The sequence below is a fragment of the Nocardia sp. NPDC050712 genome, assembly GCF_040654295.1.
GTDB lineage: Bacteria > Actinomycetota > Actinomycetes > Mycobacteriales > Mycobacteriaceae > Nocardia.
Genome location: NZ_JBFAHT010000005.1, coordinates 245829 through 259640, shown reverse-complemented (window position 1 = coordinate 259640; position 13812 = coordinate 245829). Strand labels below are relative to the sequence as shown.

Below are 13812 nucleotides of genomic sequence, written 5' to 3'. Positions count from 1 at the left end.
ACGCTCAGAACAACTCCGCCCGCGCCGCAAGCTACAACCCTGTTCCAAAGGAAAGACATGACGACGAGTGACCGCCCCGCTACCGAGGAGCAGGACTTCCGTCGGCCGCCCGGCCCCCCGCCCGGCCCCCCTCCGGTGTCGAACGTCTGGGTGTACAACGGGAAAGCCTACGACCTGAGCCAGTGGATCTCCAAGCATCCCGGCGGGGAATTCTTTATCGGCCGCACCAAGAATCGCGACATCACCTCGATCATCGGCTCCTACCACAAGGATCCGGAGCGGATCGGGCGCATGATCGAACGCTATGCCCTGGACCGGCAGGCGATTCCGGAAGACATCCACCCCAAGGCCAACGCGCCCGACTTTCTGTTCAAGGAGGGCTTCGACAGCTGGCGCGACACCCCGAAGTACCGGTTCGACGACAAGAACGACCTGCTGCACCAGGTGAAGGCGCGGTTGAAGGATCCCGCACTGGCGGCCCGCCTGAAGCGGATGGACACGCTGTTCAACATCGTGGTCGGCGTGCTCGCGGTGCTGTACTTCGCGGTGCAGGGCCTGCGCCTGGCCGAGCCGAACTGGATGCCGTTGCCGCTGTTCGTCTTCGCGATGGTGGTCCTGCGCAGTTCACTTGCCGGCTTCGGGCACTACGCGATCCACCGGGCGCAGAAGTCGCAGTGGAACAAGATCGCCGTCAACGCCTTCGACATGAACTATGTCGCGCTGGCGTTCGTCACCGCGGACGGGCACGCGCTGCTGCACCATCCGCACACGCAGAGTGAAGTCGACATCAAGAAGAACGTCTTCACGATGATGACCCAGATTCCGCGCCTGTACCGGATTCCGGTGCACACCATGCACAAGTTCGGGCACACGCTGACCGGCATGCTGATCCGGCTGCTCGACGTCTGCCGCCTGGTCCGGCAGGTGGGAGTGCGCGACATGTACGGCACCCGCCGCGGCGCGCTGGGCCATTTCGTCGGCTCCTTCGGCGTGCGCTTCCTGCTGATCGCCGAGCTGGTGGCGTTCACGCTGGCCGGCGACTTCTGGGCCTGGGTCCTGCAATTCGTGGTCACCATGTGGGTCAGCACGTTCCTGGTGGTGGCCAGCCACGACTTCGACGCCGACACCGAGGAACTGCATTCCGACACCGAGGACTGGGGCGTGAACCAGCTCGAGCAGGCCTACGACCTCAAGGTGGTCGGCAACCGCTGGGTCGACTGCTTCCTGTCCGCGGGCCTGAGCTCGCACCGGGTGCATCACGTATTGCCCTACCAGCGCAGCGGTTTCGCCAATATCGCGACCGAGGACGTGGTGCGCGAGGAAGCCGAGAAATTCGGGGTGGAATGGCTACCGGCGAAGAGTTTCTTCACCGACCGATTCCCCAAGCAAATTCAGACCTACCTGCTCTCGCCCTCCCGCGAGGCAGAGGAAAACAAGTGGGGCTTCATGCGCGAGCATCTGGCGCCCTCCGCTCTGAAAACCTGTGCCACCTACACGGTGCAGGGATTCACCGGAATCGGAACGGTATAAACCGCCTCCACCGCTATCGGCGACCGCACCGTCTGGAGGGTGACGGGCGGTCACCGAAGTTGTCTTTTCTCGAAAGGAAGAAATTCGTGTCTGTGATTATCGATGAGGGTGGCGCTCGGCCCGAGACTGGCCGGCACTTGGTGGGGGCCGAGCACGGATACGGAGCGCTGCCGCCTGCTCCCCCGACCACGGTGGCGGTGATCGAGGGCATCGCCACCGGATCACCGAGTGAGACCTACTCCCAGGCCGAAGCGGCCGGCAAGGTCGCCGCGCTGTTCGCCGATCCGGTCCAGCAGGCCCGCATTCCCCGGGTCTACGAGAAGACCAGAATCGACACCCGCCGCCTGGCGGTCGACCCGCTGGATCCCCAATTCCTGGCCTACAGCCGGAAACCGGCCACCATCCGCGAGCGCATGGATCTGTTCTACGAGCACGCGGTGCCGCTGGCGGTCGACGTGGCCGGGCGCGCCATCGCCGGCGTCGCGGACCCGGCCGCCGATATCGGCCTGCTGGTGTTCGTGACCAGCACCGGGTTCATCGCACCCGGCGTGGACGTCGCGGTGGTCAAGAAGCTCGGGCTCTCGCCGTCGATCGGGCGGGTGCTGATCAACTTCATGGGCTGCGCGGCCGCGATGAACGGCATCCGGTCGGCCGCGGATTACGTTCGGGCGCACCCGGACAAGAAGGCGCTGGTCATCGCGCTGGAACTGAGCTCGGTCAACGCGGTGTTCGACGACGACATCAACGACGTCATCATCCACAGCCTGTTCGGCGACGGCTGCGGCGCGGTGGTGATCGGCGCGGGTCAGGTGCATCAGCCGCTGGCGCCGGGCAGCGTGGTCATCCGCGACAGCTTCAGCCGGCTCTTCGACGACGCCGAGGACGGCATCGTGCTGCGCGTCAACGACAACGGCATCACCTGCGAGCTCGCCGAGAGCCTGCCGCAGTACATCCTGCACGGCGTCGACCCGGTGATCACCGAGGCGCTGCACCGCAACGGCCTGCGGAAATCCGATGTCGCGCTGTGGGCCATCCACCCGGGCGGGCCGAAGATCATCGAGCAGTCCGCGCACTCGCTGGGCATCCCGGCCGAGACCGCCGCGCCCAGCTGGGACATCCTGGCCGAGCACGGCAACATGCTCAGTGTCTCGCTGATCTTCGTGTTGGAGAACATGATTCAGCAGGCGGAGTCCGCCGCCCCGATCTCCACGGGCGTCGCGTTCTCCTTCGCGCCCGGGGTCACCCTCGAGGGCATGATCTTCGACATCATCCGTCGATAGTCGCCGCGAAATTCTCGAAAGAAGCGCAGTAGCAATGCAACTGATCAGATTCCTCCTCTCGATTTCCCGGCTGCGGATCGCGGCCGTGGTGGTCGCGGGCCTCGTCTGCGGTGCGGCCAACACCTATCTGCTGACCCTGATCCGCGGCGTGGTGTCGCCGGAGCCGCATCCGGCGATCACGGTGCAGACCTTCGCCCTGACCGGGCTGGTCATCCTGGTCAGCGGTGTGCTCTCGCAGATCCTGCTGCTCCGGCTGGCCCAGGACGCCATCTACCGGCTGCGGGCCGACCTGAGCTCCAGCATCGTCTCGGCGCCCTTGGAGCATCTGGAACGGCTCGGCATGCACCGGCTGATGGCGACGCTGACCGAGGACGTGCGCTCGCTGTCGCAGGCGGTGACCGCGATCCCGAGCATCTGCATCGACGTGGCCACCATCATCGGCTGCTTCGTCTTCCTGGCCGTGGTGTCCGGGCCGATCTTCGCGATCACCATCGCGGGCACCCTGCTCGGCATCGCCTGCGTGGAGACGTTCCTGAAGCGGGTGCGCCGCATCTACCAGGCGTCGCGGGAGAACGAGGACGCGCTGCTGCGGTCCTTCCAGGCCGTCACGCTGGGCATCAAGGAGCTCAAGCTGCACCGCGGGCGGCGGCGCGACTTCATGGACCGGCAGCTGCTCGGCACCTCCGCGCAGCTGCGCGACCAGAATGTCGACGCCGGCTCGAAATTCGCGGTGGCCCAAGGCGTCGGGCAGATCCTGCAGCTGGGCACGATGGCGCTGATCCTGTTCGTCATCGCCTCGGCGCTGCAGCTGCCGCAGGATGTCATGGTCGCCTACGTCCTGGTGACGACCTTCCTGTCGATGCCGATGCAGAACTTCATGCACCGGCTGCCGGACCTGCTGCGCGGTGACGTGGCGCTGGCCAAGATCCGGACCATGAACCTGTCGATGGAGACGCTGCACGACGAGCAGCAGCTGCCCTACACCGAGCGTCCCGCGATCGAATCGGCGCGGCTCGAGCTCAGCGGGGTCGGCTACAGCTACCGGACCGAGTTGCCGCCGCCGTTCCCACCACCGGGTGCGCCCGGCCCCGGTGCGCCCGGTCCGGGTGCGCCGCGTCCGCCGAAGGGGCAGCGGCCCCCGCATCGCCCGCCGCCCGGCGGACCGGGTGGGCCGGATGTCAACGGCCACAAGCGCATCCACCACGGTGGCGCCGACGGCATGCCGATGCCGATGGCACCGCTGGCCGGACCGGACGGCGACGAGGGTTTCCACCTCGGCCCGCTGGACCTGGTCTTCGAGCCCGGGCAGATCAGCTTCGTCGTCGGCGGCAACGGCAGCGGCAAGTCGACGCTCGCCAAAATCGTGACGGGACTCTATGTTCCGCGCAGCGGCCGGCTCTCGCTCAACGGCGAGCAGATCGACCACGAGAACATCGAGTGGTTCCGGCAGAACTCCTCGGCGGTGTTCACCGACTTCCACCTGTTCGAGGACTACCTCGGTTTCGACCGGCCCGACCTCGACGGCGAAGTACGGCGCTACCTGGACGAGCTGCAGATCTCGCACAAGGTGACCGTCGAGAACGGCCGGCTGTCCACCCTCGATCTGTCCCAGGGCCAGCGCAAACGCCTCGCCCTGCTGACCGCGCTGCTCGAAGACCGCGCCATCTACGTCTTCGACGAGTGGGCCGCCGATCAGGATCCCAAGTTCCGCGACGTCTTCTATCGCGAGATCCTCCTGGACCTGAAGCAGCGCGGGAAGACGGTCATCGTCATCACCCACGACGACCGGTACTTCGACTGCGCCGACCAGCTGGTGAAACTGGACTTCGGGCGGGTCGCCGAGCGAACCGCGGCGATCGCGCAGTAGTTCTCGCGACGGCTCCCTACCGCGGTAGGGAGCCGTTGCGCTGTTCCCGGTTGCGGTCCATTTCCTCGTGATGCTCCGAGGCCCAGCCGACCAGTGCGGTAACGATTTCGAGCAAGCCCGCGCCCAGCGGAGTGAGAGCGTATTCCACGCGCGGCGGCACCTCGGGGTAGGAGGTCCGGCTGACCAGCCCGTCCTCGTGCAGCTGCCGCAGGGTCAGCGTCAGCATGCGCTGGGAGATGCCGGCGACGCCGTAGTGCAGATCCCCGTAGCGCAGCGGGCCGTTCTCCAGGACCGCGATCACCAGCAGACTCCACTTGTCGCCGACGCGGCCCAGGACGCGGCGTATCGAGTCCATCCGCTCGGGTGGGATATCGGCGCAGGGCCCGATCCGGGCGATTCGCGGGTTGACCTCCATAGCGCACATTTCCCTCCGGCACAGACATGAATGTGCCTTTTGTACGGTCTCTTTCGATGTTCCATCCTGGTCCTCCACACCAGGAAATGGAGCATCACATGTCGAAAGTCATCGCAGTCTTCGGAGCCGGTACCGGGCTCGGCGAGTCCGTCGCCCGGCGTTTCGGGCGCGAAGGTTTCCGGGTCGCGCTGATAGCGCGCCGCAAGGATCGCCTCGAGGCGCTGGCCCAGCGCCTCGCCGCCGACGGTATCGACGCCGCCGCCTTCCCCGCCGATCTGACCGACACCGCGAGCGTCCCGGCCTTGATCGGCGCGCTGCACGACCACTTCGGCCGCGTCGACGTCGTCGAGTACGGTCCCATCGGCCTCGACCACGAATTCACCCCCGCGGCCGAACTCGACGCCGCCACCCTGGAAAGCCTCATCCCCCTGCTGCTGCTCACCCCGGTCGAAGTGGTCCGGGCGCTGCTTCCGGAGTGGACCGCCCGCGGCGACGGCGCCCTGCTCCTGACCCACGGCTACTCCGCCGTCGAACCCCTCCCGCACCTCAGCGGCGTCGGCCCGATCATGGCCGCCGCCCGCAACTACGCCTACTCCCTGCACGGCGAACTCGCCGACACCGGCATCTACGTCGGCACCCTCGCCATCGCCGCCTACATCACCCGCAGCGAGATCGCCGAATCGGTTTCCGCCACAACAGAATCCGGCTTCCCCACCGTCGACCCGGACGATCTCGCCGAGCACTACTGGACCATGTACGCCACCCGCGACCGCATCGAACAGATCCACCCCGCGGTCCCCGGCCGCCACCCCGCCGCCCGGTCCTGAGTACGCGCGCTCAGAGGAGGGTGATCTCGTCGCCCAGGCGGATGGTGCCCGGGGTGACGACTTCGGCCAGGGCGTCCAGTCGGGAGTCGTGCGCCCGGGCCAGGGTGCGCAGGACCAACGGTGAGTAGGGCAGGTCCGGCTGGGCGGCGTCGACCATGACGCAGCGGATGCTGGCGCGGTCGAACGCAATTCGGGCGCGACCGGCTCGGGCTTTGCGGCCGAACCATCCGTCCTCGGCGAACGGGCGGGTGCCGGGTGGGGTGCGCACGACGATGTTCGGGCGAAAGCGGCGGGCGTCCACCGGGATTCCGGGGAGTTGGTCGGCCAGCCAGTCCAGGGTGGCGGTGGTCAGGACCGAGAGCGCGAGCTGGTCGAAGTGCGAGATGTCGCCCTCCTCAGCGATATCCACATCATCGCGCCCGAGATAGGCGCGCAGATAGGTGCCGGCATCCGGCATCGCGCGACCGCGCGGGTCGAAGAGCCGCGGCCCCTCGGCGGTGAGACGGGAGCTCAGGTGCAGCAGGCCGTCCATGCGCCGGAAGCGCCGAGTGTTCTTGCCGGAGCAGAACTTTCCGTTCCCGTCGCGCACAGCGAAGCGGCGATCACCCACGATCCCGCGTGCGTCGATCTCCGCTTCGCGCAACCGCTCGCCACCCGTCGACTTGATCGGATAGCGCCAGATCTGATCGATCGTGCCCACCTGCATGGTCAGCGCGGGAGTTCGGCGAAGGGAGCGAGGTTTTCACGGTCGAGCATCGCCCGATGCTAGCGGTCGATGTTTGGGGGCGGGCGGTGGAGGCATTCCGTCGAGGATGTGACTTGCGTTACGAGGAGGTTCGCCGTGCCCTTCGGGATTCCTGGATCAGTACCGTTCGACCGGGCCGCCGGGTGGGTGACCGAGCAGGTCAGGGCGCGGGTGCCGAGAGCGGATATGACGGACCGGGATCCCGAATTCATCGCGCGGAGCCTGGAATTCAGCTGGCGGCTGGTGCGGGTGTACTTCCGGCCCGAGATCAAGGGGATCGAGCGGGTGCCGGCGCAGGGGCCGGTGCTGTTGGTGGGCAACCATTCCGGCGGAAACGTCTCACCGGAGGTGGTGGTGACGACGCTGGCGTTCACCCGGCATTTCGGGCCGGAGCGGCCGTTCTATCAGCTCGCGCACGATCTGGTGATGGCGTTCCCGGTGCTGGGCGGCTATCTGCGGAAGTTCGGGACGGTGGCCGCCGATCCCGCCAGCGCCCGCGCCGCACTGGACAGCGGCGCGGCGGTGCTGGTGTATCCGGGCGGTGACTGGGAAGTGCATCGGCCCGCCTGGGAGCAGGATCAGATCGATTTCGCGCAGCGCACCGGTTTTCTGCGCCTGGCCTGGGACGCGAAGGTGCCGATCGTCCCGGTGATCAACTATGGCGCGCACGAGAATCAGCTGATCCTCACCCGCGGCGACCGCCTGGCCCGGCTACTGCGCTTGGATCGAATGCTGCGGCTGAAGGTCTTCCCGATTTCACTCGCGCTGCCGTGGGGCGTCAACTTCGGCGATCTCGCGGGCCATATTCCGTTGCCCACCAAGGTGACCGTGGAATTCCTGGACCCGATCGATCTACGCGCCACGCTGGGCGAAGAGCTGGACCAGGACCGCGCCTACGAACACGTCACCGGCATCATGCAGGCCGCGCTGAAACGCCTGGCCGACGAGCGCACCCTGCCGATCATCGGCTGACCGCGACACGGCCATATCGCCGACCTCACCTATTGTGCGCCCGCGATCTTCCACAATCGGAGCCATGCCGAAACCCTGCCTGCTGCTGCAGCTGCGTCCCGAGGACTCCGCCGCCGACGACGAGTACTTCGCCATTCTGCGCGCGAGCGAGTTGGAGCGTGAGCAGATGGTGCGGGTCCGAATGGACCAGCGATTCCCCGATCTCGAACTCGACGACTACGCCGCGGTCATCGTCGGCGGCGGCCCCAGCAACGTCAGCAACCCCGACGCCAAGAAGTACGACTACCAACTGGAATTCGAGCCGAAACTACGCCTGCTGGTCGCCGAGATCGTCCGGCGCGATCTGCCCTATCTCGGCGCCTGCTACGGGCTGGGCATGCTCGCCGATGTCCTCGGCGGCAAAGTCGGCAGCGAGAACTACGGCGAATCGCCGGGCGCGCAAACCATCGAACTCAACGAGGCCGCCGATGACGACCCGCTGTTGCGGGGCCTTCCCCGGACGTTCCGCGCGTTCGTCGGCCACAAGGAGGCCTGCCAGGCCGTCCCGCCGGACGCGGTGCTGCTGGCCGGTTCCGCCGGCTGCCCGGTGCAGATGATCCGCGTCGGGCAGCACGTCTACGCCACCCAGTTCCATCCCGAACTGGACGGCAACGGCCTGGCCTTGCGCATCGAAACCTACCGGCACGCGGGCTATTTCGATCCGGCCGAGGCCGACTACCTGACCGAGCTCGGCCACAAGGAGTCGATCACCGTCCCGATGGAGATCCTGCGCCGGTTCGGCGCCCGCTACCTGGGCGGCCCGGCGCGGTAACTACTCGGAATCCTTGGTGCCCCGGACGACTTCGGTGCTGTGATCGTGGTCGGGGGCGGTCGCATCCACCTCTTCGGGGGCGCCGGGCTCGGTGGCCACGCCGGTCTCGAGGTCGATCTGCTCGCCGATGTAGCGAATGATCACCGCGACCACGGCGGCCACCGGCACCGCGAGGAAGGCGCCGACGATGCCGTAGAGCGACCCGCCCGCGGTGACCGCGAGCAGCACGATCACGGCATGCAGTTTCATGCTGCGCGACTGCAGGACCGGTTGCAGCACATTACCTTCCAGCTGCTGCACGGCGATGATGATGCCCAGCACGATCAGCGCGGTGGTGGGCCCGTTGGCGACCAGCGCGACCAGCACCGCCAGGGCGCCCGCCACGAACGCGCCGACGATGGGGATGAAGCCGCCGAGGAAGGTCAGCACGGCGAGCACCGCCGCCAGCGGCACGCCCAGGATCACCAGGCCGGCGCCGATGAAGACGGCGTCGATCAGGCTGACCACGGCCTGGGTGCGGATGAACCCGCCGAGGGTGACCCAGACCCGGGCCAGCACCTGCTCCAGGTGGGTGCCGCAGCGGCTGCCGGTGACCTGGTGCAGCCAGGGCAGGAAACGCGGCCCGTCCTTGACGAAGAAGAAGGCCAGCACCAGCACCAGGAACAGGGTGATCAGCACCGAGGTCGCGGTGGTGACGCCGGAGAACACACCGGAGGCGATCTGCTCGGCGCTGGACTGCAAGCGCCCGGTGACCGCCTCGACGGCGGAGTCGAGCTGTTCGTCGCGCACCCGCAGCGGCGGGCCCTGCAACCAGTTGCGGACCCGTTCGATGCCGTCGGTCGCCTTCTCGGCGAGGTCGGGCGCCTGATCGGCGACCGTCGGGATGATCAGCGCGATGACGCCGGCCAGGACACCGACGAACCCGAGCAGCGACACCGAGGCCGCGGCGGCGGGCGGCCAGCCCTTCTTCATCAACCAGCCCGCGGGCGGCCACAGCACGGTGGTGACCACGATGGCCAGCAGGACGGGCAGAATGACCACCCACAGCTTGGCCATGATGTTGCCGAGCACCCACGCGCCCGCCGCGATCGCCACCAGGCACAGCGCCCACTTGGTCACCCACAGGACACCGCGGCCGATGACCTGGCCGCGCTCCGGTAGGTCGCCCGATTTACCGCTGTCGAATGCCTCGCTGAGCCTGCTCACGCCCGCAAGTCTCGCACGCCGGGGCAGCCCGGGCAGGGATTGACCGGCCGCCCCCCAGAATGCCCTGTGCAGGAATCGGATTCGGTTACGCGCGGGTAGCGCCGCAGGCAAACGCGCTCGCCGGCGGTGGCGTGCGGCGTAATCTTGATGGATGGACGCGGTCTCGTCGACTGTGGGGGTCGAAGAGGAGTTTCTGCTCGCCGATCCACAGACGGGCGCGCCCGCCGCGAAGAACGAGGCCGTCGCGCGCACCGCCGAGGAGTGGGGCATCGCCCTGCAGCTGGAGCTCACCCGCTGCCAGGTGGAGACCAGTACCGATGTGCACACCCGCACCCCCGAACTGCTCGCGCAACTGGGCCGGCTGCGGCGCGAGGTGGCCGCCTGCGCCGAGGAGAACGGGACGCGGTTGCTCGCGGTCGCGGTGCCGCCGACCGTCCCCGGCCGGTTTCCCGTCACCGACACACCCCGCTATCAGCGCATCGCCGAGGGATTCGGCATGCTCGCCCAGGAGCAGGGCCTGTGCGGCTGCCACGTGCACGTCGCGGTGCCGGACCGGGAAACCGCCGTCCAGGTGAGCAACTACCTGCGGCCCTGGCTGCCGATGTTCCTGGCGCTGACCGCGAATTCGGCGATCTACCGCGGCGTGGAGACCGGATACGCCAGCTGGCGCAGCATCCTGTGGCGGCGCTGGCCGAGCGCGGGGCCGCCACCGTACTTCCGCTCCGGCGACGACTACGACGCACGGGTGGCGATGATGCTGTCCAGCGGGATCATGCTCGACGAGAAGATGGTCTACTGGGACGTCCGGCCCTCGATCCAATGGCCGACCGTGGAGATCCGGGTCAGCGATGTGCCCCTCACCGTCGAGGAGACGGCGCTGCTGGCGACACTGGTGCGCGCGACCGTGCTGCGGGCGCGAATGTCGCTGGCGCGCGGCGTAACCGCGCCCCCGGTCGCCGCCGACGTGCTGCTGGCGGCGTACTGGAAGGCCGCGCGGACCGGTCTGGACGGCGACGCGGTCGACCCGGTCGACGGCCGCATCCTGCCCGCCCGCGATCTGCTCATGGAGCTCGTCGACCACGTCGCCCCCGCGCTCGAGGAGCTCGGCGACCACCCTTTCGTCATCGACACCGTCGCCGCCGTCCTCAAACGCGGCAACGGCGCCAGCCGCCAGCTCGCCGCCTTCCGCCAGCGCGGTGACGTCGGAGACGTGGTAACCGAACTCGCCAACGCCACCCTGGACGGCTGCCGGGCCTGACCGGACGATCGCGCCGCGACGGAAATTCGGCAGCCGGTCGGCCCTGGTTCCTTGTCGGTGCCCGCGCGTAGCGTGCTGCGCATGACGGGGTTGGGACCGAACGAATTGCGGGCGCTGCTCACCGATTTGGGAACCGCCGATTTCGGGGCTTGGCGGCATGCGGACGTGGTGGCGGCCTGCACGGCGCTCGGGTGGGAGGTGTCGCGGGATCAGCTGCCCCGGTGCGAGACGGCGGCGGTGCCCGGGGTGGTGCGCGGGGCGTATCTCACCGAGAACTGGGATCGGCGGCACGGCGGGGATTCGGAGATGATGCAGATCTATCTGTGCGCGGCCGCCATCGCCCCGGAGGACTTCCGGGACTATCTCGCGGTAGCGACCGAGGTGTGGGGTGAGCCGTCCCTGTACGGCGGCAACGGCGACACGTTCGTGCGCTGGCGGCGCAGATTCACCACCAAGCAGCTCGAGGTGAACCGCGCCGGTGACCTGACGGTGCGGGTCTTCGCCACCGAGGCCTGGGAGGGCTGGGATTACCGCAGCTGGGAATGGGGCGAGGGGCTCGGCGAGGTGCCCTACACCTGGATCGGCGAGAACAACCATCCGAGCCTGCTCGGCTGCTACTTCGGCGGGCGGCTCGTGCACAGCTGGGACGAACTCGCCGAGGCGCTCACCATGACGTTGCGCGACATCCACTTCGGGATGCGAGTGCTCGGTGACGGCGCGGCGACGCCCTTCTCCGACAACGCGGTCATCACGCTGCGCACAGCCGACCCGGTCGAGAACGACAACCGGTGGCTGCAGCTCTCGCAAGGCCGCGACGAGCTGATCATGCTGATCGCCGCGAACGGGCAGCCGGAGGCGGTGATGGCCGGCCATGGCCTCGCGCTCGACGGCTACGGCGCCTGGGCCCGCGAGCTCGCACCCGGCCCCGAATCAGCGGAAACGGCGGCGCGGCTGGCGGTCACGCTCCTGCGGGACTTCGGCTTCGAAGCGCCCGCGCAGGTCCGTAGCGAGTATTTCCGCAACAACAGCCCCTATCACCGCTTCACCCTGCACTGCGTCGGCGTGGAACCCTCCCGCGAGCAATGACCTGGCCCGCCGCCCGCCCATGATGGAATAGCCGGATGAGCACTGACGACGACAAGGTGATCGAACTGGCGGGCAAGGTCTTCGATCTGGCCCGCCAGGGCGAGGCCGACACCCTGGCCGCCTACCTGGACGCCGGCGTGCCGGCCAACCTCACCAACGATCGCGGCGACGGTCTCCTCATGCTCGCCGCCTACCACGGTCACCGCGACGCCGTCGCGGTGCTGCTGCTGCGCGGCGCCGACGCCAACCGGCTCAACGACAGCGGCCAGACACCGCTGTCGGGGGCGGTGTTCAAAGGCGACCGGGAGATCATCGGCCTGCTGCTCGAGGCGGGCGCAGACCTGGACGCGGGCACACCCTCGGCCCGCGACACCGCGGAGATGTTCGGTCAGACCGAACTGCTGGAGACGCTGAGCAAGGAGCAGTAGCTCAGCGGTCCTTCGCCACGGCGGCCATCGCCTTGCGGGCGGCGACCAGCACCGGATCCCACACCGGGGAGAACGGCGGGGCGTAGCCGAGGTCCAGGGCGGTCATCTGTTCGACGGTCATGCGGGCGGTGAGCGCGACGGCGGCGATGTCGACGCGCTTGGCCGCGCCCTCGCGGCCGACGATCTGGGTGCCGAGCAGCCGGCCGGTGCGGCGTTCGGCGAGCATTTTCACGGTCATCTCGGCGGCGTCCGGGTAGTAGCCCGCCCGGCTGGTGGACACGATCGTGACGCTGACGAATTGCAGCCCCGCGGCCCGGGCGTCGTGCTCCCGCAACCCGGTTCGCGCGACCTCGAGATCGCACACCTTGCTGACGGCGGTGCCGACGACGCCGGGGAAGGTCGCGTAGCCGCCGCCGATATTGGTGCCGATGATCTGACCGTGCTTGTTGGCGTGCGTGCCGAGCGCGATGTGCACCCGGCGGCCGGACACCAGGTCCAGCACCTCGACGCAGTCGCCGCCGGCCCAGATGTCGTCGTGGCCGGTCACCCGCATCGACAGGTCGGTCAGCAGGCCGCCGTGGTCGCCGAGCGGCAGGCCCGCGGCCGCGGCCAGGGTGGTTTCGGGTTGCACGCCGATGCCCAGCACCACCACGTCGGCCGGATACTCCTTGTCGGCGGTGACGACCGCGGCCACCCGCCCCGACTCCCCCGTGCGGATCTCGGTGACTTCCGCGTCCCCGACGATCTCGATATCCAAGCCGCACAGGGCTTTCCGGATCAGTTCACCCATATCGGGGTCCAGCGTCGACATCGGCTGCGCGGCCCGGTTGATCATGGTGACGTCGTAGCCGCGCTTGATCAGCGCCTCGGCCATCTCCACGCCGATGTACCCGGCGCCGACCACCACCGCCTGCTTGCCCTCGATCTGCTCGAGGCTTTCGATCAGGGCTTGCCCGTCCTCGAGGGTTTGCACGCCGTGCACGCCCTCGGCGTCGATCCCGGGCAGCTCCGGCCGGATCGGGCGGGCGCCGGTGGCCAGGACGAGTTTGTCGTAGTCCCACCAGGATTCGGCGCCGTCGGCGTCGCGCACCCGCACCCGGCGGCCGTCGACGTCGAGCTCGGTGACCTCGGTGTGCAGCCGCAGATCGATGTCGCGCTCACGATGCTCCTCCGGCGTGCGCGCGATGAGCGAGTCCCGATCCGCCACATCCCCGGAGACCCAGTACGGAATACCGCAGGCCGAGTAGGAGGCGAACCGGCCGCGTTCGAAGACCACGATCTCCAGCTGGTCCGCCGTGCGCAGCCGGCGGGCCTGCGAGGCCGCGGACATGCCGGTGGCATCCGCGCCGACGATCACCAATCGCTCACTCATGCCGACCACGCTACG

13 protein-coding genes are annotated in these 13812 nt (G+C 68.4%); 9 read left to right on the top strand and 4 right to left on the bottom strand.

Annotation, left to right across the window (positions count from 1 at the left end; all coding sequences use genetic code 11):
- The first annotated feature begins 57 nt into the window (after positions 1-57).
- From AB0H76_RS33840 to AB0H76_RS33830, 3 genes are all read left to right on the top strand, one after another.
- Positions 58-1530 (top strand): fatty acid desaturase, encoded by a 1473-nt coding sequence (locus tag AB0H76_RS33840; RefSeq protein WP_357331138.1) that lies wholly within the window; start codon positions 58-60, stop codon positions 1528-1530.
- A gap of 137 nt (positions 1531-1667) precedes the next feature.
- A complete protein-coding gene (locus AB0H76_RS33835) occupies positions 1668-2810 on the top strand; it encodes a 3-oxoacyl-[acyl-carrier-protein] synthase III C-terminal domain-containing protein (protein ID WP_357331466.1) in 1143 nt (380 codons plus the stop codon).
- 34 nt (positions 2811-2844) lie between these two features.
- Positions 2845-4677 (top strand): ATP-binding cassette domain-containing protein, encoded by a 1833-nt coding sequence (locus tag AB0H76_RS33830; RefSeq protein ID WP_357331137.1) that lies wholly within the window; start codon positions 2845-2847, stop codon positions 4675-4677.
- A gap of 16 nt (positions 4678-4693) precedes the next feature.
- Here the strand turns inward: AB0H76_RS33830 and AB0H76_RS33825 are convergent, their stop codons facing one another.
- Entirely contained in the window at positions 4694-5032 is a 339-nt protein-coding gene (locus tag AB0H76_RS33825) for a helix-turn-helix domain-containing protein (RefSeq protein WP_357331465.1), read from the bottom strand.
- 158 nt (positions 5033-5190) lie between these two features.
- On the opposite strand from AB0H76_RS33825, the gene AB0H76_RS33820 reads away from it, so the two are divergent.
- The gene (locus AB0H76_RS33820; RefSeq protein ID WP_357331136.1) at positions 5191-5919 is read left to right on the top strand and encodes an SDR family NAD(P)-dependent oxidoreductase; all 729 of its coding nucleotides are present in this window, start codon (positions 5191-5193) and stop codon (positions 5917-5919) included.
- A gap of 10 nt (positions 5920-5929) precedes the next feature.
- Here AB0H76_RS33820 and AB0H76_RS33815 read toward each other — a convergent pair whose 3' ends face one another.
- Positions 5930-6619 carry an MOSC N-terminal beta barrel domain-containing protein gene (locus AB0H76_RS33815; RefSeq protein ID WP_357331135.1) on the bottom strand — a complete coding sequence of 230 codons (690 nt, stop codon included), beginning with the start codon at positions 6617-6619 and terminating at the stop codon, positions 5930-5932.
- Positions 6620-6850: 231 nt separating this feature from the next.
- Between AB0H76_RS33815 and AB0H76_RS33810 the strand changes: the two genes are divergently transcribed.
- A complete protein-coding gene (locus AB0H76_RS33810; RefSeq protein WP_357331134.1) occupies positions 6851-7636 on the top strand; it encodes a 1-acyl-sn-glycerol-3-phosphate acyltransferase in 786 nt (261 codons plus the stop codon).
- A 64-nt stretch (positions 7637-7700) separates the two neighbouring features.
- Positions 7701-8447, top strand: coding sequence for a glutamine amidotransferase (locus tag AB0H76_RS33805; RefSeq protein WP_357331133.1), 747 nt, complete (start codon positions 7701-7703; stop codon positions 8445-8447).
- Here AB0H76_RS33805 and AB0H76_RS33800 read toward each other — a convergent pair whose 3' ends face one another.
- The gene (locus AB0H76_RS33800; protein WP_357331132.1) at positions 8448-9653 is read right to left on the bottom strand and encodes an AI-2E family transporter; all 1206 of its coding nucleotides are present in this window, start codon (positions 9651-9653) and stop codon (positions 8448-8450) included.
- Between the two features lie 151 nt (positions 9654-9804).
- Between AB0H76_RS33800 and AB0H76_RS33795 the strand changes: the two genes are divergently transcribed.
- From AB0H76_RS33795 to AB0H76_RS33785, 3 genes are all read left to right on the top strand, one after another.
- Positions 9805-10911: a glutamate--cysteine ligase gene (locus tag AB0H76_RS33795; RefSeq protein ID WP_357331131.1), complete on the top strand. Its 1107-nt coding sequence runs from the start codon at positions 9805-9807 to the stop codon at positions 10909-10911.
- An 81-nt stretch (positions 10912-10992) separates the two neighbouring features.
- A complete protein-coding gene (locus AB0H76_RS33790) occupies positions 10993-11997 on the top strand; it encodes a hypothetical protein (RefSeq protein ID WP_357331130.1) in 1005 nt (334 codons plus the stop codon).
- Positions 11998-12032: 35 nt separating this feature from the next.
- Positions 12033-12425, top strand: coding sequence for an ankyrin repeat domain-containing protein (locus tag AB0H76_RS33785; RefSeq protein ID WP_357331129.1), 393 nt, complete (start codon positions 12033-12035; stop codon positions 12423-12425).
- Between the two features lies 1 nt (position 12426).
- On the opposite strand, the gene AB0H76_RS33780 is transcribed toward AB0H76_RS33785, so the two are convergent.
- A complete protein-coding gene (locus tag AB0H76_RS33780) occupies positions 12427-13797 on the bottom strand; it encodes an FAD-dependent oxidoreductase (RefSeq protein ID WP_357331128.1) in 1371 nt (456 codons plus the stop codon).
- Positions 13798-13812: the final 15 nt, after the last annotated feature.